We start from the raw sequence: 18,087 nt of genomic DNA, 5'->3' as shown, positions 1-18,087 counted from the left end.
TTTCGCGACGGGCGTTCAGCAGGCCCGGGTCTTGATGTTCTTGTCCTTGGCGTACTTCGCCGCGTACTCCTTGACCAGCGGGTCGATGAACTTCTTGTCCGACTGGTACCAGTCGGACTTCACCTCCCACTTGCCGCCGTCCCACTGCACGATGCGCGCCCAGTCGTCGCCCATGTGGTTGGCGCACGAGGTCTTCACCGGCCGCATGACCTCGCCGAAGCCGAGCGCCTTCAACTTGTCGGCGCTCAGGTCCAGGTTCTCGAAACCCCAGCGCACCTGCTCGGGCGTGAGCGGCTTGCCCTTGCCGTACTTGTCCTGCGCGGCGCGGATGGCCTCGACCTGCAGCATCGAGATCATCATCCCGCGCGTGTGCGCGAGCGAGCCGATGCCGGTCGGCGCGCCGGTGCCCTGGCCCTTGTCGTAGACGAACTTGCGCAGGTCGTCGTGGACCTTGTCCTTGGCGGCGCTGTTGTGGATGGTGATGGCGTTGTAGCCCTTGGCGCCGGCGCCGATGTCCTTCACGTCGTGGTCCGAGCCGGCCCACCAGATCGCATAGAGCTTCTCGCGCGGATAGCCGCTGGCCTGCGCCTCGCGGATGCCCGCGGGCGTCATCACGCCGGCCGACCAGAACAGCACGTAGTCGGGCTTCTGCTGGCGGATCTGCAGCCAGGTGGATTTCTGCTCGACGCCCGGAGGCGTCACGGGGAACAGCGACAGCTCGAAGCCGTCGGCCGCCGCGCGTTTCTGCAGCAGCGGGATCGGCTCCTTGCCGTAGGGCGAGTCGTGATAGACCAGCGCGATCTTCTTGCCCTTGAGGCTGCCCTTCTCCTTCTTCGTGATGTCCTGGATCATCACGTCGGCGGCGGTCCAGTAGGTCCCCAGCAGCGGGAAGTTCCACTCGAACACCGTGCCGTCGACCGACTGCGACAGGCCATAGCCGGGCGTCTCCACCACCACCTTGTCGACGAAGGCCTTGTCGGTCACGGCGAAGGTGATGCCGGTGGACTGCGTGTCGAAGCCCGAGGCCCCCGAGCCCTTGCCCTTCAGGCGCTCGTAGCACTCCACGCCCTTGGCCGCGTCGTAGGCGGTCTCGCATTCCTCGTAGGTCAGCTTGACGCCGTTGACGCCGCCGTCGCGCGCGTTCACCAGCTTGAGGTAGTCCTGCTTGCCGTCGGCCCACGGAATGCCCAGGGGCGCGAACTGGCCGGTGCGGTAGACCAGCAGCGGCACGAACTGCTCGGCCGTCTGGGCCGAGGCGATCGACATGCCTCCGACGGCGGAAGCCACGGCCATCGCCATGGCGGCGCATTGCATCTGGAATTTCATTGTCTTGTCTCCTTCGGTTGATCGGATCACGGGAAAGGAACGACGACCGTCGAGCCGGTCGGGCTAATGCGGGAAGGGCCAGAGGCGCAGCTTCTGGCGCGCGGTCGACCACAGCTTGGCCAGGCCGTGCGGCTCGACGATCAGGAAGAACACGATCAGCGCGCCGAAGATCATGTGCTCCAGGTGCGAGGCGGTGGCGGTGGACAGCGGCAGGCCCAGCCAGTGCGGCACGTGGTTGAGCAAGAGCGGCAGCAGCACGATGAAGGCGGCGCCGAAGAACGCGCCGGCGATCGAGCCCAGTCCGCCGATGATGATCATGAACAGCAACTGCAGCGACTTGTCGATGCCGAAGGCCGCCGGCTCCCAGGCCCCCAGGTGGACGAAGCCCCACAGCGCCCCGGCGATGCCGACGATGAAGCTGCTGACCGCGAAGGCCGTCAGCTTGGCGTAGACCGGGCGGATGCCGATCACGGCGGCGGCCACGTCCATGTCGCGGATCGCCATCCACTCGCGGCCGATGGCCCCGCGCACCAGGTTCTTGGCCAGCAGGCCGAACACCACCACCAGGGCCAGGCACAGCAGGTAGCGCTCGGCCGGCGAGGTGAACGAATACCCCAGGATCTGCAGCGAATTCACGCTCACCGAGCCCGAGGACGAATCGTTGGTGACCCACTTCACGCGGTTGGTGAACCAGTCGGTGAAGAACTGCGCGGCCAGCGTCGCCACCGCCAGGTAGAGGCCGCGGATGCGCAGGCTAGGAATGCCGAACAGCACGCCCAGCACCGTCGCGGCCAGGCCGCCACCCAGGATCGACAGCAGCAGCGGCATGCCCTCGATGCGCACCTGCAGGTTGTAGGCCGCGTAGGCGCCGATGGCCATGAAGGCGCCCGTGCCCAGCGAGATCTGTCCGCAGTAGCCCACCAGGATGTTCAGCCCGACGGCCGCCAGCGACAGGATCAGGAACGGGATGAGCACGGCGCGGAAGGCGTAGTCGCTCGCCAGCAAGGGCACCGCGACGAAGGCGACCACCGCCAGCGCCACCATCGCCCAGCGGTCCTGCGCGATCGGGAACAGCCCGAGGTCGGCGCGGTAGCTGCTCTTGAACTGGCCGTTTTCGCGATAGAACATGGTGTCGGCTCCGTCAGACGCGGTCGATGATCTTGTCGCCGAACAGGCCCTGAGGGCGGATCAGCAGCACGGCCAGCGCCAGCGCGTAGGCGAACCAGTTCTCGATCCCGCCGCCCAGGAAGGGCCCCAGGTAGATCTCCGAGAGCTTCTCCCCCACGCCGATGATCAGCCCGCCCAGGATCGCGCCGGGCACCGAGGTCAGGCCGCCCAGGATCACCACCGGGAAGGCCTTGAGCGCGACCAACGAGATCGAGAACTGCACGCCCAGCTTGCTGCCCCAGATCACGCCCGCGACCAGCGCCACCAGCCCGCCGACCGACCACACGATGACCCAGATGCGTCCGAGCGGAATGCCGATCGACTGCGCCGCCTGGTGGTCGTCGGCCACCGCCCGCAGTGCCCGGCCGGTGCGCGTCTTCTGGAAGAACAGCGTCAGCAGCGCGACCAGCGCGCCGGCGGCGACGGCGGCGTAGAGGTCCTCCTTGCTCAGCAGCAGGCCGCCCTCGAAGGTGTTCTCCAGCACGATGAACGGGTCCTTGGGCATGCCCACGTCGATCTTGTAGGTCGCGCTGCCGAAGAGCAGCTGGCCGGCGCCGTCGAGCACGTGGGCGATGCCCAGGGTCGCCATCAGCAGCGTGATCCCCTCCTGGTTGACCAGGTGGCGCAGGGCCAGACGCTCGACCAGCCAGGCCACCGCCACCATGCACGCGCCGGCGGCGACGAAGGCCAGCAGGTTGGCCAGCAGCAGGCTGTCGAAGCCCAGCCAGCGCGGGATCCATTCGGAGAAACGCGCCATCGCCAGCGCCGCGAACAGCACCATCGCCCCCTGCGCGAAGTTGAAGACGCCCGAGGCCTTGAAGATCAGCACGAACCCCAGCGCCACCAGCGCGTACAGCATGCCGGCCATCAGGCCGCCGAAGACGGTTTCGAGGAAAAAGCCCATGTCAGTGCTCCGCTCCGAGGTAGGCCCGGATCACGTCTTCGTTGTTTCGGACCTCGTCGGGCGTGCCGTCGCCGATCTTCTTGCCGTAGTCGAGCACGACGATGCGGTCGGAGATGTCCATCACCACGCCCATGTCGTGCTCGATCAGCACGATGGTGGTGCCGAACTCGTCGTTGACGTCGAGGATGAAGCGGCTCATGTCCTGCTTCTCCTCGACGTTCATGCCGGCCATGGGCTCGTCGAGCAGCAGCACCTGCGGCTCCATCGCCAGCGCGCGGCCGAGGTCCACGCGCTTCTGCAGGCCGTAGGGCAGCTGGCCCACGGGCGTCTTGCGCTGCGGCTGGATCTCCAGGAAATCGATGATGCGCTCGACCACCTCGCGCTGCGCGATCTCCTCGCGCTCGGCGCCGCCCCAGCCGAAGGGGTTGCGAAAGGCCTGCGCCAGGATGCCGCTCCTCATCTTCAGGTTGCGCCCGGCCATCAGGTTGTCGAGCACGCTCATGCCCTTGAACAGGGCCAGGTTCTGGAACGTGCGCGCCACGCCCATCTCCGCGACCTGGCGCGAGTTCATGTGCCTGAAGGTCTTGCCGCGGAAGGTGATCGCGCCCTGCTGCGGCGCGTAGACGCCGTTGATGCAGTTGAGCATCGAGCTCTTGCCCGCGCCGTTCGGGCCGATGATGGCGCGCACCTCGTGCTCGCGCACGTCGAAGCTGATGTCGGTGAGCGCCTTGACGCCGCCGAAGCCCAGCGAGATGTTGCGCACGTCGAGGATGACGTCGCCGGTGCGTCGCGCGCTCATGCCGCCACCCCCGCCGCCGCCGGAAAGCGCTTCGCCTCGACCACGCCCAGCGTCGCGCTGACCGTGCCCGTGCGACCGTCCTCGAACTTCACCTGCGTCTCGATGAACTGCTCGGTGCGCCCGCCGTAGAGGGCGTCGACCAGCACCGCGTACTTCTGCGCGATGAAGCCGCGTCGCACCTTGCGCGTGCGGGTGAGCTCGTCGTCGTCCGGGTCGAGCTCCTTGTGCAGCACGATGAAGCGCGCGACCTGCGTGTCGGCCATGCCGGGCTCGGTGGCGAGGTCGGCGTTGACCTGGCCGATGCACTCGGCCACCAGCGCCAGCACCTCGGGCTTGCCCGCCAGGTCCACGTAGCCGCCGTAGGCCAGGCCGCGCCGCTCGGCCCAGTTGCCCACGGCCTCGAAGTCGATGTTGACGAAGGCGCAGACCTCCCCGCGGCCGTCGCCGAAGCACACCGCCTCCTTGATCTGCGGGAAGAACTTCAGCTTGTTCTCGATGTAGTTGGGCGCGAACATCGCGCCGCCGGCCATGCGCCCGACGTCCTTGGCGCGGTCGATGATGCGCAGGTGGCCCTCGGCGTCGAGCACGCCGGCGTCGCCGGTGTGGAAATAGCCCTCGGCGTCGAGCACCTCGGCCGTCGCGTCGGGCCGGTTGTGATAGCCCTGGAGCACCGACACGCCGCGCACCAGCACTTCGCCGTCGGCGGCGATCTTGAGTTCGATGCCCGGGGCGGCGGTGCCCACCGTCTGCAGGCGGACCTGGCCGTCGCGCTGCAGGCAGACGTAGGCGCAGGTCTCGGTCTGGCCGTAGAACTGCTTGAGGTTGACGCCGATGGAGCGGTAGAAGCGGAACAGGTCCGGCCCGATCGCCGCGCCGGCCGTGTAGGCCACGCGGATGCGGCTCATGCCCAGCACGTTGCGCAGCGGCCCGTAGACCAGCAGGTCGCCGACGCGGTACTTGAGCCGGTCGAGCGCGCCCACCGGCGCGCCGTTGAGCAGGTCGGCGCCCACGCGGCGGGCCAGCGCCATGCAGCGCGCGTACATCCAGCGCTTCGGCGCGGCCGCGTCCTCCATGCGGATCGACACGGCCGTCAGCAGGCCCTCGAAGGTGCGCGGCGGGCCGAAGTAGTAGCTCGGCCCGATCTCGCGCATGTCGTTCATCACCGTCGCGGCCGACTCGGGGCAGTTGAGCGTGAAGCCGCCCACCAGCCACTGCGCCACCGAGAACAGGTGGTCGCCGACCCAGGCCATCGGCAGGTAGCTCATGATGTCGTCGCCCGGGCCGAGCCGGTCGGTCGCCACGCCGCCGTGGGCCGAGGCGACGAAGCTCGCGTGCGTCTGGCACACGCCCTTGGGCCGTCCGGTGGTGCCGGAGGTGTAGAGGATCACGCCGACGTCCTCCGGCCGGCCCGCGGCGACGTCCGCGTCGAAGGCGCCCGGATGCGCCGCGTCCCAGGCCCGGCCGAGTTCGCGCAGCGCGTCCCAGCCCAGCAGGCCCGGCGCGTCGTAGTGGCGCAGGCCGCGCGGGTCGTCGTAGACGATGTGGCGCACGGCGGTGGCACCGTCGGGCCGCGCGCGCTGCAGCGCGCGGCATTCGAGCAGCTTGTCGACCTGCTCCTGGTCCTCGGCGATCACGAACCCGATGCGCGCGTCGTCGAGCATGAAGACCATCTCGGCGGCCACCGCGTCCTGGTAGAGCGGCACCGGCACGCCGCGCAGGCTCTGCGCCGCGAGCACCGCGAAGTACAGGTGCGGCCGGTTGGCGCCGACGATGGCCAGGTGGTCGCCGGCCGCGAAGCCCAGGCTCGCCAGCCCGCAGGCGATCTCGCGCACCTCCCGCGCCGCGTCGCGCCAGGTCCACGTCTGCCAGATGCCCAGGTCCTTCTCGCGCACGGCCGGCGCGTCGGGCCGAGTGGCCGCGTGGCCCTGCAGCAGGCGCGGGAAGGTGGCCTCGCGCAGGGCCGGCGGCAGCGCATCGCCGATGGCGGCGGTGGTCGCGTGGAGGGGAGGGCGGGCGGTGTCGGGTGTCACGGTGCGCCCACTTTAGGACCGGCTTTGACGCCCATCTGTCGTTCCAACGACAATCCTAGGGACACCACTCCCCCGGACTTTCCCGCACGCCAACCATGACGCCCACCGCCCCGCGCCCCGCGTCGATCCGCGATCGCGTGCGACCCGCCTCCGCCGACGAGCTGCGCAACATCCCCTGGCTCGATGCCCTGCAGCCGCCCGAGCGCCGCCGTGCCGAGGCGGTGGTGGTGGTCGGCGAGGCGGAACCCGGCGACCTGGTGTGCCGCGTGGGCCGCGCGCCGACCTACTGGTTCGGCGTGGTCCAGGGGCTGCTCAAGATGAGCAAGGACAACGCCGACGGCACCTCCATGACCTACAGCGGCCTGCCCCCGGGCGGCTGGTTCGGCGAGGGCACGGTGCTCAAGCGCGAACCCTACCGCTACAACATCCAGGCCCTGCGGCGCAGCGTGGTCGCCGGCCTGCCGACCGACGAATTCCACTGGCTGCTCGACCATTCGATCGGCTTCAACCGCTTCGTCATGGACCAGCTCAACGAGCGCCTGGCGCAGTTCATCGCCGCGCGCGAGGCCGATCGCCTCAACGACCCCGACGTGCGCGTGGCGCGCAACCTGGCCGCGCTGTTCAACCCGGTGCTGTTCCCCGGCGTCGGCGACCTGCTGCGCATCACGCAGCAGGAGCTGGCCTACCTGGTGGGCCTGTCGCGCCAGCGCGTGAACCAGGCGCTGCTGCGGCTGCAGGCGAGCGGCACCCTGCGCATCGAGTACGGCGGCCTGCGCGTGCTCGACCCGGGGGCGCTGCGCAGTTCGGCCGGGGCGGGACCCGCGCCCGCGCCCGCGCAGCGCGCCATGGCCTGATCCGCGCCCCGTCCCGCCGCCCCCGCGCCTCCGCGCCTCCGCGTTCCTTTCCACCGCAATCCCTTCCCAGTCCTGCATCCATGGCCCTCGCCCAAGCCCTCACCACCCCCGACTACAAGCTCTTCCCGTCGCCGCGCAACGTCCACCGCGTCGTCTTCGAGCACCAGGTCTTCGTGCCGCATCCGTACATGCTCATCGACATGGAGAGCTACTACCTCAAGGGCCGCTACAGCCTGTTCGCCGCGCATCGCCTGGCCGACAACAAGGCCGGCCAGCTCGCGACCTTCGAGGACGCCGCCGACGAGGCGAAGTTCAAGTCGAAGTTCGTGCCCGACTGAGCCCGGCGATCCAGGCCCGTGGCCGATTCCCTCGCGATGCCCGACGACGCGCCGCTGCCGGTGCTCTATTCGTTCCGCCGCTGCCCGTACGCGATGCGGGCGCGGCTGGCGCTGCTCGCGAGCGGACAGCGCTGCGAACTGCGCGAGGTGGTGCTGCGCGACAAGCCGCCCGAACTGCTCGCCGTGTCCCCCGCGGCGACCGTGCCGGTGCTGGTCCTGAGCGCCACCGCCGCCGCGCCGGGCCGGGTGATCGTCCACAGCCTGGACATCATGCGGTGGACCTTGCGCCGCCACGACCCGCTCGGCTGGCTGGCCCCCGGCACCGGCACGCTGGCCGACCTGCTGGCGCTGATCGACGCGTGCGACACCGGCTTCAAGGCCGACCTCGACCGCTACAAATACCCCGACCGCCACCCGGCCACGCGGGACCGGGGCGTGGACATGGACGTGGACGTGGACGTGGACGTGACGAACGTCTACCGCGATCGCGGCGCCGCCTTCCTGCTGGGGCTCGAGGAGCGCCTGGCGCGCCACCCGCACCTGGCGGGCGACCACGCCACGCTGGCCGATGCCGCCATCCTGCCCTTCGTGCGCCAGTTCGCCGGCGTCGATCCCGCCTGGTTCGCGACCCGACCCTGGCCACGCCTGCGCGCGGCGCTGGCCGCCTGGCAGGCCAGCGACGCCTTCGCCACCGTCATGCGACGTCATGCGCCGTGGAAGGCCGACGGTGGGGCGGCGGTCGTCTTTCCATGAGTCCCTTGCGGCACCTTCCGGCGTCGAGGCGATGAGCCCGTCCACGCGTGTCCCCGACGCATCGAAGCCGTCGCTGCGACGGCGCCTGGCCGGTCGCGCGATCGCCCTGGCCGGCCTGTGCGCCGTCGCCGCCACGGGCGTCGCCGCCCCACCGGGCGCCGCGCCGCCGGCGGGTCGTCCGGCCACGGGCGCGTGGGGCGCGATCGCCGCGCGTCCCGACGGCTACGGCTACGCGTTCGACCAGCCGTCGCGCGCGACCGCCGAGCGGGTGGCGCGCGCCCAGTGCGAGCGTCCGGGCGGCGCGGCGAGCCCGCCGGTGCCGTCCTCGCCACCGGGCCTGGCGGGTGCCGTGCGCGCGTGCGAGGTCCGGGTCTGGTTCGAGCGCGGTTGCGGTGCCCTGGCGACGGGCAGCTTCGGCGAATGGGGTGCCGCCGTCGGCACCGACAAGGACGCCGCCATGAAAGCCGCCCTCGCGCAATGCGACGCCCACCTGCCGACCGAGCCGTGCCGGGCGGTGGCGAGCGCGTGTTCGCGACCCTGAGCCCGTGACCGCCCCGGGGTCGCCGGCGGGCCCCGGGCATGTGAACGATGTCACGCTTTTGCAGGACCGGTCCTGCAGTGTCCGTCGGACATGACTGGCCCGGAGCGCATCGGCGGCTTCCGAGATTCATGCGCGAGACGAATCAACGGAGACCCGAGATGACCGACGTTCCCTTCCACCACGTCCCCCGCGACCGGGGCCGCATCAACCTCGAGGAGCCCAGCCAGGTGCGCTACTGGGCGCGGGCGCTGCTCGTGAGCGAGTCCCGGCTGCGCCGCGCCATCAGCGCGGCCGGCGACGCGACGCCGGCGGTGCGTCAGTACCTGTGCGGCGACACCGCCGCGACCGAGCCGGCCACCGGCGCGTGGTCGTCCGCGCCGCGCCCGGCACACGTCCAGCGCCAGCAGGCCTGACGGTCCCGGGGCCGGCTGGCAACGCGGGGGCCGGCGAGGGGACAATCGCGCCACGATGAACCAGCCGCCGCCCCGTTTCTCCCGACCGCGTCCCGAGGACGCTTCCACCGCCCGGCGGCCGAACGCCGCGTCCCCGCCGCCGGCATCGCCGGGCGGTCCCGTCCGGCTCAACAAGCGCATGGCCGAACTCGGCCTGTGCTCGCGCCGCGAGGCCGACGACTGGATCGATCGCGGCTGGGTGAAGGTCAACGGCGAGGTGGCGCCGATGGGCGTCAAGGTGACGCCGGCCGACCGCGTGGAGATCGACAAGGCGGCGCAGGGCCAGCAGGCGACGCGGGTCACCATCCTTCTGCACAAGCCGATGGGTTACGTGAGCGGGCAGGCCGAGGACGGCCACGAACCCGCCGTGGTCCTCGTCAACCCCCGCACCCACTGGCGCGAGGACACCAGCACGCACCGTTTCTCGCCGCCGCAACTGCGTGGCCTGGCGCCGGCGGGGCGGCTGGACATCGACTCGGTGGGCCTGCTGGTGCTGACGCAGGATGGCCGCGTGGCGCGCCAGCTGATCGGCGAGGACTCGGGCATCGAGAAGGAATACCTGGTGCGGGTGGCCTATCACGGCCCGGGCCGCCTGGCGCCCCCGGGACAGCTGGTGCGCATCGACGACGACGATCCCGTCACGACCAACGTGCAGGCGGTCTTTCCGCCGGCGATGCTCGCGCGCCTGCGCCATGGCCTGAGCCTGGACGGGCAGCCCCTCAAGCCGGCCCGGGTCGATTGGCAGAACCCCGAGCAGCTGCGCTTCGTGCTCACCGAGGGCAAGAAGCGCCAGATCCGCCGCATGTGCGAGCAGGTCGGGCTGAAGGTGGTGGGCCTGAAGCGCATCCGCATCGGCCACGTGGTGCTGGGCGCGCTGCCCGCCGGGCAGTGGCGCTACCTGGGCGAGAACGAACGCTTCTGAGGGGTCGCGGCGACGTCCCGGGGCCGGTGGTGGATCGGCCTACTTGGCCGCCATGTCCAGCTTGGGGATCAGCGCCTTGTAGAACGCGCGGTCCTTGTCGATCACGGCCTGGAAGGTCGGCGCGTCGGCGTACGACCAGCCCAGGTTGGCCTTGGCCAGGGCCTCGCGGAAGAAGGCGTCGTCGGCCGCCTTCCTCGCCACGTCGCCCAGGAGGTCGACCACGTCCTGGGGCGTCGCCTTGGGCACCGCCAGGCCGCGCCAGACGGCCACCGACAGGTCGACGCCGCGCTCCTTGAGCGTGGGCACCTTCTCGAAGATCGGTCCGGCCACGCGCTGGTCGGCCATGACCGCCAGGGTGCGCAGCTTGCCGGCGGCCACGTGCTGGGCCACCTCCCCGGGGCTCACGGCGACCGCGTCGACGTGGCCGCCGAGCAGCGCCACCACGGCCGGTGCCGCGCCCAGGAAGGGCACGTGGTTGTAGGCGATGCCGGTCTTGTCGGAGAACGCGGCGGCGGCCATGTGCCAGATCGAGCCGATGCCCGCGTTGCCGATGGACACGGGCTCCTTGCGCGCCTTGGAATCGGCCATGAATTCCTCGACCGTCTTCCACGGCGCGTCGGCGCGCACGGTGATGGCCGACGGGTCGGCGTTGAGGCGGGCGACCGGGCGCAGGTCGGCGGCGGTGAACTTGGCGATGCCCAGGTTCGGGATGATCGTCAGCTCCACGATGATGATGCCGATCTTGTAGCCGTCGGGCTTGGCCGCGATCAGTTCGCCCATGCCGATGGCGCCGCTCGCGCCGGGCTTGTTGTTGACGATCATCGGCTGCTGCGGCAGGTACTTCTTCGCCGCCTCGGCGAAGGCGCGGCCCACCATGTCGGTGCCGCCTCCCGCGGCCACCGGCACGATGATCTCGATCGGCCGGCTGGGATAGTCGGACGCGCTGCTGGCGAGCGAAGTGCCCGCGAGCGCGAAGGCGCAGGCGGCGGCGATGACGTGGCGGCGGTTGGGCTGCATGGGGAAGTCTCCTGAGGATGTCTCGTCGTTGTCGTTGTGGTTGTCGTGTCGCCGGCGGATCGGTCGATGGCACCGCGCCGCGCGCGGACCGGGTGCGGGCTAGTAGGTGGCCCGGCCGCCCGAGAGGTCGAAGACCGCCCCGGTGGTGAACGAGTTCTCCGCCGACACCAGCCAGGTCACCATCGCCGCGATCTCGTCGACCTCGACGAAACGCCCGCGCGGGATCTTCGAGAGCATGTAGTCGATGTGCTGCTGCGACATCTGCTCGAAGATCTTGGTGCGCGCGGCCGCCGGCGTGATGGCGTTGACGGCCACGTTGCGCCCGGCCGTCTCCTTACCCAGGCTCTTGGTCAGCGCGATCACGCCGGCCTTGGAGGCGCTGTAGGCGGCGGCGTTGGGATTGCCTTCCTTGCCGGCGATGGACGCCACGTTGACGATGCGGCCGTAGTCGCGCGCCACCATGCCCGCGACCACCGCGCGGTTGACGTGGAAGGCGCCGGTGAGGTTGACGTCCAGCACCTTCTGCCATTCGGCCGGCGCGTAATCGGCCACCGGCGCGTTGGCGCCCGCGATGCCGGCGCTGTGGACCAGCATGGCGATGGGCCCGCTCGCGCCCTCGGTCTCCCGCACGGCCGCCTCGACCTCGGCGATTGAGGTGATGTCGACCCGCACCGTCTGCACGGCGTCGCTGGCCAGTTCGGCGCGGGCCGCGTCCAGGGCGCGCGTGTCGGCGTCCCAGATCGCGACGCGGGCGCCGCCGGCCAGCAGCCGGCGGACCACCGCGAAACCGATGCCCTGGGCACCGCCGGTGACGACCGCGACGCGGCCCTCGAAGTCGTACGTGATCATGGTGGTCACGTCCTCAGGCCGCGACCGTGCGCTGGCATTGCTCGCCCAGGCCGTCGATGCCCAGGCGCATGGTCTGGCCGGGGCGCAGGTAGATGGGTTCGGGCTTGCAGCCCATCCCCACGCCCGGCGGCGTGCCGGTGGAGATCACGTCGCCGGGGTGCAGCGTCATGAAGCGGCTGAGGTAGGCCACCAGGTGCGCCACGCCGAAGACCATCGTGCGGGTGTTGCCGTCCTGGTAGCGGTGGCCGTCGACCTCCAGCCACAGGCGCAGCGCCTGCGGGTCGGGCACCTCGTCGGCGGTCACCAGCCACGGGCCGGTGGGGCCGAAGGTGTCGCAGCCCTTGCCCTTGTCCCAGGTGCCGCCGCGCTCGATCTGGTACTCGCGCTCGGAGACGTCGTTGATCACGCAGTAGCCCGCCACGTGGTCCAGGGCGTCGGCCTCCTCGATGTAGCTGGCGGTCTTGCCGATCACCACGCCGAGTTCGACCTCCCAGTCGGTCTTCTTCGAGCCGCGCGGGATGCGCACGTCGTCGTTGGGGCCGACCACGGCCGAGAGCCACTTGTTGAACACCACCGGCTCGGACGGCACGGCCAGCCCCGACTCGGCGGCGTGGTCGGCGTAGTTCAGGCCGATGCAGATGAACTTGCCGATGCGCCCGACGCAGGCGCCCAGGCGCGGCGAGCCCTCGACGGCGGGCAGCGTGGCGGGGTCGAGCGCGCGCAGGGTGGCGAGCGTCTGGGCCGACAGCGCCGCGCCGTCGATGTCGGCGACGTGGGCCGAGAGGTCGCGCAGCGTGCCGCCGGCGTCGAGGAGGCCCGGTTTTTCCTGGCCCGCGGGGCCGTAACGCAGCAATTTCATCCGTGTGTCTCCTGAGGTGGGTGTCTGGGGGGCGCGCTCTGTCGCGGCGGCATTGTGGAAGCCGGCCGGGGTGCTGCATAGTGAGGCCTTCTGATCCGCCGATAACTTTCCGGACTCTCCGGGAATTCCCTCGCTGCCCTCCGGCCACCGTCTTTCCACGCCATCCCGCAACCCCGCCCATGCTGCCGAGTTCATCCGCCATCGCCTCGCGCCTGCGCTTTCGCCAGCTGACGCTGCTCGTGGCGCTCGACGAGCACGGCTCGCTGCACCGGGCGGCCGAGCGCACGGGCATGACCCAGCCGGGCCTGACCAAGGCCCTGCGCGAGATCGAGACCACCTTCGGCGCCGAGCTGTTCACCCGCTCGCCGCAGGGCGTGCACGCCAACGAGCTGGGGCGCTGCGTGGTGCGCTACGCGCGGCTCGTGGAGGCCGACCTGGCGCACCTGCGCGAGGAGATCGACGGCGTGCTGCGCGGCACCGGCGCGCGCCTGGCGGTGGGCGCCATCGCCGGGGCGCTGCATTCGGTGCTGGTGGGCGCGCTGACGCGGCTGCGCGCGCAGCAGCCGGCGCTGTCGGTCGAGGTGCGCGAGGCCACCAGCATCGAGCTGCTCACGCTCGTCGACGAAGGCCGGCTCGACCTGGCGGTCTGCCGCACCACCGTCGCCGCCCGGCCCGACCAGTTCGACTACGAGCCGCTGATGGACGAGCAGGTCGCCATCGCGGTGGGGACGCGCCATCCGCTGGCCGGCGCGCCGAACGTCACGCTGGCGCAGCTCGCGGGCTACCGGTGGCTGTGCTATCCGGCCCAGATGCCGCTGCGCCACCTGCTCGAGCGCGAGTTCCGCGAGGCCGGGCTGCCGCTGCCGGCCTATCCGAGCGAGACCGCCTCGACCTTCGCGACCATGCTGATGCTGCAGGAGGACCCCCAGCTGGTGGCGCTGATGTCCTCGGGCACGATGGATTTCTGCGAGCGGCACCGCATCGCCTGCCGCCTGCCGCTGTCGATCGGCGCGCGCCACGAGGGCTTCGGCATCGTCACGCGGCGTGGCGCGCGGCCCTCGCCGGCGGCGGCGTTGCTGGCCGCCCACCTGCGCGACGCGGCGGTGGCGGCGCAGCGCGCGGCCACCGCCGTCGCCCCGACACCGGTCGCGTCCGGGGGGCATTGAAAATCTCGCGGGGCGCCACCATGTCCCTCGCGACCGCGCCGGCGGCCCTCCGGGCTCCGGCGTCATCGTCCGCACCGGCATCGCCGGGTCGCGGCGAACGAACGACGAACGAACCGACGAACACCATGACCACTCCCGCACCGACCAAACTTCCCTTCCAGGCCGAAGTCGCCCAGCTCCTGCACCTCGTCACGCATTCGCTCTACTCGAACAAGGAGATCTTCCTGCGCGAGCTGATCTCGAACGCTTCGGACGCGTGCGACAAGCTGCGCTTCGAGGCCATCAACGATGCCGCGCTCTACGAGGACGCGCCCAACCTCGAGGTGCGCGTGTCCTTCGACAAGGCCGCGCGGACCCTGACCTTCACCGACAACGGCATCGGCCTGTCGCGCCAGGAGGCGATCGACAACCTGGGCACCATCGCCAAGAGCGGCACCAAGGACTTCATGAGCAAGCTCTCGGGCGACCAGAAGTCCGACGCCCAGCTCATCGGCCAGTTCGGCGTGGGCTTCTATTCGGGCTTCATCGTGGCCGACCGCATCGTGGTCGAGTCGCGCCGCGCGGGCCTGCCCACCGGCCAGGGCGTGCGCTGGGCGAGCACCGGCGCGGGCGACTTCGAGGTCGACGACATCGAGCGTCCGCAGCGCGGCACCAGCGTCACGCTGCACCTGCGCGAGGACGCCGAGGAATACCTCAACGCCTGGAAGCTCAAGTCGGTCATCGGCAAGTACTCCGACCACATTTCCCTGCCCATCCTGATGGAGAAGGAGGAGTGGAAGGAAGGCGAGAACGACCAGCCCGGCGACATGGTCAAGACCGGCGAGTGGGAGCCCGTGAACAAGGCCAGCGCCCTGTGGACGCGCCCGAAGAAGGACATCACCGACGAGCAGTACGCCGAGTTCTACAAGAACATCTCGCACGACCACGCCGATCCGCTGACCTGGAGCCACAACCGCGTCGAGGGCAGCACCGAGTACACGCAGCTGCTGTTCATCCCGTCCAAGGCGCCGATGGACCTGTTCAACCGCGACAAGACCGCCGGCGTGAAGCTCTACGTCAAGCGCGTCTTCATCATGGACGACGCCGAGGCGCTGATGCCCAGCTACCTGCGCTTCGTCAAGGGCGTGATCGACTCGGCCGACCTGCCGCTCAACGTCAGCCGCGAACTGCTCCAGGAGAGCCGCGACGTCAAGGCGATCCGCGAGGGCAGCACCAAGCGCGTGCTGTCCATGCTGGAGGACCTGGCGAAGAAGCAGAAGGCCGCCGTCGAGAGCGCCGCGGCCAAGATCGACGTCGGTTCCGGTGAATCGGTGCCCGCCCCGGAGCCCACCGAGCCGATCGACGGCGTCACCGACGTGGCCGACAAGAAGGCGGCCACGCCCGCCGCCGAGACGGCCGCCGAGTTCGCGGCCGACGCCGACGCCGGCAAGTACGCGGCCTTCTATGCCGAGTTCGGTGCCGTCCTCAAGGAAGGCCTGGGCGAGGACATGGCCAACAGCGAGCGCATCGCCAAGCTGCTGCGCTTCGCCTCCACCACCAGCGACGCCGTCGCCGTGAGCTTCGCCGACTACAAGGCGCGCATGAAGGAGGGCCAGGAGGCCATCTACTACATCACCGCCGACACGCTGGCCGCCGCCAAGAACAGCCCGCAGCTCGAACTCTTCCGCAAGAAGGGCATCGAGGTGCTGCTGATGACGGACCGCGTCGACGAGTGGGCGCTGAACTACCTCCACGAGTTCGACGGCACGCCGCTGCAGAGCGTGGCCAAGGGCGCGGTCGACCTCGGCGGCCTGCAGGACGAGGCCGAGAAGAAGGCGGCGGAGGAAGCCGCCGAGAGCTTCAAGCCGGTGCTGGAGCGCCTCAAGGACGCCCTGAAGGACAAGGCCGAGGACGTGCGCGTGACCACGCGCCTGGTCGACTCGCCGGCGTGCCTGGTGGTCAAGGACGGCGGCATGAGCACGCAGCTCGCCCGCATGCTGCGCCAGGCCGGCCAGCCCGCGCCCGACCTCAAGCCGGTGCTGGAGGTCAACGCCGAGCATCCGCTGGTGCGCAAGCTCGAAGGCGAGACCGGGCACTTCGACGACTTGGCCCACATCCTGTTCGACCAGGCCCTGCTGGCCGAGGGCGGCCTGCCGGCCGATCCGGCGGCCTATGTGCGGCGCGTGAACGCCCTGCTGGTGTGATCGCCAGGCCCGTGCCGATGCGCCGCGCGCCGCGTGTCGCGGCCGTCCTCGCGGCCGTGGCCATGGCCCTGGGCGGGCTCGCCGGTTGCGCGGCGGGCGTGGGCATCGGCATTCCGCTGGTGCCGGGCGTCTCGCTGGGCGTGGGCGTCGGTTCGGGCGGACCGAGCATCGGCCTGGGCACCGGCATCGGGCCGCTGGGCGTGGGCGTCGGAGTCAATGGTGGCGGACAGGTCTACGGCGGTGCCGGGGTCGGGGCTTCCACGGGCATCGGGGGCAGCGCGCGGCTGGGCGCTGGCGTCGGCACGGGCACCGTGCTGTACGACCCGAACGCGCCGCGGTCGTCGGCGCCGCCGCCGCCGGCCCCATCGAACCGTGGGGTGGAGCGGGGGGTCGTCGTGCCGTCCTCGGCGTACCCGGCTGCGCCTTACCCGCAGCCCGCGCGCCCATCCGGCGGGCCGGGGCAGTCCGACAGTCCCTACTGATCCGTCCGTCAGGGTCCGGGCGACCACCCGGCGCATGGCCGCGCCGGCATCCATCGATTCCCTCGACGCCTTCCTAGAATCCCCGCCAAAAATAGCAGGGAGTTTCCATGGGAAGGCGTTTTCACATCCGCGTCGGTGACATGACGACGCGTGGCGGCAGGGTAGCGACCGGTCTGTCGACGGTGACCTGGCACGGCCATGCGCTGGCTTTCGAAGGCGATCAGGTCGAATGTCCGGCCTGCGGCACCACCGGGCACATCGTGGCGGTCGGCACGCGCATCTCGTCCACCGGCCCGCATGGCAGGCAGGAGGCCCTCGGCGGCGATCTCTGCCTGTGTCGTTGCACGCCGCCACCGCAGCTGGTCGCATCGCAGCAGACGTCCTGGGTCGAAGGCGACATGGCGGAGGGCGGCGCGATGCATCCGACGATCAGCGCCGATGCCTGGCACGTGGGAATGCCACCGCAAGCCGTCACGAAAGAAGGCCATGCGCCCGACAGCTGCGATCAACGCTTCCTGCTGCGCGACGAAGCCGACGGCACGCCGCTCGCGCACCGGCTCTACCGCCTGCGTCATCCGGGCGGCATGCTGCAGGGGCGCACGGACGCTCAGGGCCACACCGAGCGCGTGACGGGCACGGGTGGCAGCCAGATCCGCATCGAGATCTTCGGGGAGGGCGCGTGATGCCCATTCCCCTGCTGGCCCCGGTCGCCATGGCGAGCGCGATCCTCACCTTGAAGAGCGACACGCGTCCCGCGACGGTCTATGTGAAGAAGCCCCGGGGCACGCTGTATTGGGGTGGTGCGGGGCTGGATGGGCCGTACATCCAGCCGCAGTTGGAAGCATTCCGTAAAGCAGGCATGGAACACGTCCGTGTCGGTTTGACGAATACGGCTGTCACGAGTTTTGGCCAGGAAACCGGACTCCTCCTGGATGCTGCGCGCGCAGGTACCTTGATTCGATACAAGGACGATGCCGAATGGACGATTTCGAGTGGCATGTCAGACGGCGCGCCACAATTCAATCTCATCGGCTACTCATACGGTTCGCTACTGGCCGCGCAAACCGCATACTGGTATGCGCGACAGCGGCATGTCGTCGATCACTTGGTCCTGATCGGTTCGCCGATCGATGGCGATTTCCTGGCGGAGCTCCGGGCGACATCGACGATCAGGAAAGTGATCGTGAAGGACCTGCGGAAATTCGGCGACCCAATCTACGCTGGTCTTTCCCAGCGAGAACTGATCCTTGCCATTCCTGATTTGCAACGTCAACAGAATCGCAAGCTCGGCGAAGGGCACTTCCACTACGCGCACGTCGTGCAGGACAGTCCGCAGCGCTGGCAGTCTCTGGCACGGGAACTCGTCGACCAAGGACTTCGCTGATGAGACGGCCCGTGCGCATCGTGATCCTCGCGACCAACCTGCTGGTCATCGTCATGTGCGT

The 18,087-nt window shown here is 70.3% G+C and carries 19 protein-coding genes; 11 read left to right on the top strand and 8 right to left on the bottom strand.

What is annotated here, in order from left to right; genetic code table 11:
* Nucleotides 1-15 precede the first annotated feature (15 nt).
* From NF681_17650 to NF681_17630, 5 genes are all read right to left on the bottom strand, one after another.
* Nucleotides 16-1,326 (bottom strand): ABC transporter substrate-binding protein, encoded by a 1,311-nt coding sequence (locus NF681_17650; protein UST54072.1) that lies wholly within the window; start codon nucleotides 1,324-1,326, stop codon nucleotides 16-18.
* Nucleotides 1,327-1,389: 63 nt separating this feature from the next.
* On the bottom strand, nucleotides 1,390-2,454 hold the full coding sequence (locus NF681_17645) for a branched-chain amino acid ABC transporter permease (GenBank protein UST54071.1): 1,065 nt from the start codon (nucleotides 2,452-2,454) through the stop codon (nucleotides 1,390-1,392).
* Between the two features lie 13 nt (nucleotides 2,455-2,467).
* Nucleotides 2,468-3,397: a branched-chain amino acid ABC transporter permease gene (locus tag NF681_17640; GenBank protein ID UST54070.1), complete on the bottom strand. Its 930-nt coding sequence runs from the start codon at nucleotides 3,395-3,397 to the stop codon at nucleotides 2,468-2,470.
* A gap of 1 nt (nucleotide 3,398) precedes the next feature.
* Nucleotides 3,399-4,196, bottom strand: coding sequence for an ABC transporter ATP-binding protein (locus NF681_17635; GenBank protein UST54069.1), 798 nt, complete (start codon nucleotides 4,194-4,196; stop codon nucleotides 3,399-3,401).
* Nucleotides 4,193-6,154 (bottom strand): AMP-binding protein, encoded by a 1,962-nt coding sequence (locus NF681_17630; GenBank protein ID UST55830.1) that lies wholly within the window; start codon nucleotides 6,152-6,154, stop codon nucleotides 4,193-4,195. The genes NF681_17635 and NF681_17630 overlap by 4 nt, the downstream gene beginning before the upstream one ends.
* Nucleotides 6,155-6,321: 167 nt before the next feature.
* Between NF681_17630 and NF681_17625 the strand changes: the two genes are divergently transcribed.
* From NF681_17625 to NF681_17600, 6 genes are all read left to right on the top strand, one after another.
* Entirely contained in the window at nucleotides 6,322-7,080 is a 759-nt protein-coding gene (locus NF681_17625; GenBank protein ID UST54068.1) for a Crp/Fnr family transcriptional regulator, read from the top strand.
* Nucleotides 7,081-7,160: 80 nt separating this feature from the next.
* On the top strand, nucleotides 7,161-7,418 hold the full coding sequence (locus tag NF681_17620; GenBank protein ID UST54067.1) for a hypothetical protein: 258 nt from the start codon (nucleotides 7,161-7,163) through the stop codon (nucleotides 7,416-7,418).
* 36 nt (nucleotides 7,419-7,454) lie between these two features.
* A complete protein-coding gene (locus tag NF681_17615) occupies nucleotides 7,455-8,171 on the top strand; it encodes a glutathione S-transferase (GenBank protein ID UST55829.1) in 717 nt (238 codons plus the stop codon).
* 31 nt (nucleotides 8,172-8,202) lie between these two features.
* Nucleotides 8,203-8,712 (top strand): DUF4189 domain-containing protein, encoded by a 510-nt coding sequence (locus NF681_17610; protein UST54066.1) that lies wholly within the window; start codon nucleotides 8,203-8,205, stop codon nucleotides 8,710-8,712.
* 158 nt (nucleotides 8,713-8,870) lie between these two features.
* Nucleotides 8,871-9,125 (top strand): DUF3606 domain-containing protein, encoded by a 255-nt coding sequence (locus NF681_17605; GenBank protein ID UST54065.1) that lies wholly within the window; start codon nucleotides 8,871-8,873, stop codon nucleotides 9,123-9,125.
* A gap of 178 nt (nucleotides 9,126-9,303) precedes the next feature.
* Nucleotides 9,304-10,086, top strand: coding sequence for an rRNA pseudouridine synthase (locus NF681_17600; GenBank protein ID UST55828.1), 783 nt, complete (start codon nucleotides 9,304-9,306; stop codon nucleotides 10,084-10,086).
* Nucleotides 10,087-10,125: 39 nt separating this feature from the next.
* Here the strand turns inward: NF681_17600 and NF681_17595 are convergent, their stop codons facing one another.
* From NF681_17595 to NF681_17585, 3 genes are all read right to left on the bottom strand, one after another.
* A complete protein-coding gene (locus tag NF681_17595; protein ID UST54064.1) occupies nucleotides 10,126-11,103 on the bottom strand; it encodes a tripartite tricarboxylate transporter substrate binding protein in 978 nt (325 codons plus the stop codon).
* 99 nt (nucleotides 11,104-11,202) lie between these two features.
* Entirely contained in the window at nucleotides 11,203-11,952 is a 750-nt protein-coding gene (locus NF681_17590; GenBank protein ID UST54063.1) for an SDR family oxidoreductase, read from the bottom strand.
* A gap of 13 nt (nucleotides 11,953-11,965) precedes the next feature.
* On the bottom strand, nucleotides 11,966-12,811 hold the full coding sequence (locus NF681_17585; GenBank protein ID UST54062.1) for an ureidoglycolate lyase: 846 nt from the start codon (nucleotides 12,809-12,811) through the stop codon (nucleotides 11,966-11,968).
* 179 nt (nucleotides 12,812-12,990) lie between these two features.
* Between NF681_17585 and NF681_17580 the strand changes: the two genes are divergently transcribed.
* The 5 genes from NF681_17580 (at nucleotide 12,991) to NF681_17560 (ending at nucleotide 18,026) form a co-directional block, all read left to right on the top strand.
* Nucleotides 12,991-13,977 carry a LysR family transcriptional regulator gene (locus NF681_17580; protein UST54061.1) on the top strand — a complete coding sequence of 329 codons (987 nt, stop codon included), beginning with the start codon at nucleotides 12,991-12,993 and terminating at the stop codon, nucleotides 13,975-13,977.
* Between the two features lie 125 nt (nucleotides 13,978-14,102).
* The gene (htpG, locus tag NF681_17575; GenBank protein ID UST54060.1) at nucleotides 14,103-16,160 is read left to right on the top strand and encodes a molecular chaperone HtpG; all 2,058 of its coding nucleotides are present in this window, start codon (nucleotides 14,103-14,105) and stop codon (nucleotides 16,158-16,160) included.
* A 62-nt stretch (nucleotides 16,161-16,222) separates the two neighbouring features.
* Nucleotides 16,223-16,642, top strand: a complete 420-nt coding sequence (locus tag NF681_17570) for a hypothetical protein (GenBank protein UST55827.1) — start codon at nucleotides 16,223-16,225, stop codon at nucleotides 16,640-16,642.
* Between the two features lie 140 nt (nucleotides 16,643-16,782).
* Nucleotides 16,783-17,325, top strand: a complete 543-nt coding sequence (locus tag NF681_17565; GenBank protein UST54059.1) for a PAAR domain-containing protein — start codon at nucleotides 16,783-16,785, stop codon at nucleotides 17,323-17,325.
* Complete coding sequence (locus NF681_17560) at nucleotides 17,325-18,026, top strand: hypothetical protein (GenBank protein ID UST54058.1); 702 nt, start codon at nucleotides 17,325-17,327, stop codon at nucleotides 18,024-18,026. The genes NF681_17565 and NF681_17560 overlap by 1 nt, the downstream gene beginning before the upstream one ends.
* The last annotated feature ends 61 nt before the right edge of the window (nucleotides 18,027-18,087 follow it).

It is taken from the genome of Comamonadaceae bacterium OTU4NAUVB1 (assembly GCA_024372625.1).
Taxonomy (GTDB): domain Bacteria; phylum Pseudomonadota; class Gammaproteobacteria; order Burkholderiales; family Burkholderiaceae_C; genus Variovorax.
The sequence above is the reverse complement of the archived record's forward strand: the minus strand, read 5'-3'. Positions and strand labels throughout refer to the sequence as shown.

Coding starts and splice junctions, on each gene's coding strand:
- NF681_17640 (UST54070.1), bottom strand. CDS start 3,397: ATGGGCTTTTTCCTCGAAACCGTCTTCGGCGGCCTGATGGCCGGCATG.
- NF681_17650 (UST54072.1), bottom strand. CDS start 1,326: ATGAAATTCCAGATGCAATGCGCCGCCATGGCGATGGCCGTGGCTTCC.
- NF681_17595 (UST54064.1), bottom strand. CDS start 11,103: ATGCAGCCCAACCGCCGCCACGTCATCGCCGCCGCCTGCGCCTTCGCG.
- NF681_17580 (UST54061.1), top strand. CDS start 12,991: ATGCTGCCGAGTTCATCCGCCATCGCCTCGCGCCTGCGCTTTCGCCAG.
- NF681_17620 (UST54067.1), top strand. CDS start 7,161: ATGGCCCTCGCCCAAGCCCTCACCACCCCCGACTACAAGCTCTTCCCG.
- NF681_17605 (UST54065.1), top strand. CDS start 8,871: ATGACCGACGTTCCCTTCCACCACGTCCCCCGCGACCGGGGCCGCATC.
- NF681_17615 (UST55829.1), top strand. CDS start 7,455: ATGCCCGACGACGCGCCGCTGCCGGTGCTCTATTCGTTCCGCCGCTGC.
- NF681_17585 (UST54062.1), bottom strand. CDS start 12,811: ATGAAATTGCTGCGTTACGGCCCCGCGGGCCAGGAAAAACCGGGCCTC.
- htpG (UST54060.1), top strand. CDS start 14,103: ATGACCACTCCCGCACCGACCAAACTTCCCTTCCAGGCCGAAGTCGCC.
- NF681_17625 (UST54068.1), top strand. CDS start 6,322: ATGACGCCCACCGCCCCGCGCCCCGCGTCGATCCGCGATCGCGTGCGA.
- NF681_17610 (UST54066.1), top strand. CDS start 8,203: ATGAGCCCGTCCACGCGTGTCCCCGACGCATCGAAGCCGTCGCTGCGA.
- NF681_17570 (UST55827.1), top strand. CDS start 16,223: ATGGCCCTGGGCGGGCTCGCCGGTTGCGCGGCGGGCGTGGGCATCGGC.
- NF681_17645 (UST54071.1), bottom strand. CDS start 2,454: ATGTTCTATCGCGAAAACGGCCAGTTCAAGAGCAGCTACCGCGCCGAC.
- NF681_17590 (UST54063.1), bottom strand. CDS start 11,952: ATGATCACGTACGACTTCGAGGGCCGCGTCGCGGTCGTCACCGGCGGT.
- NF681_17600 (UST55828.1), top strand. CDS start 9,304: ATGGCCGAACTCGGCCTGTGCTCGCGCCGCGAGGCCGACGACTGGATC.
- NF681_17565 (UST54059.1), top strand. CDS start 16,783: ATGACGACGCGTGGCGGCAGGGTAGCGACCGGTCTGTCGACGGTGACC.
- NF681_17635 (UST54069.1), bottom strand. CDS start 4,196: ATGAGCGCGCGACGCACCGGCGACGTCATCCTCGACGTGCGCAACATC.
- NF681_17560 (UST54058.1), top strand. CDS start 17,325: ATGCCCATTCCCCTGCTGGCCCCGGTCGCCATGGCGAGCGCGATCCTC.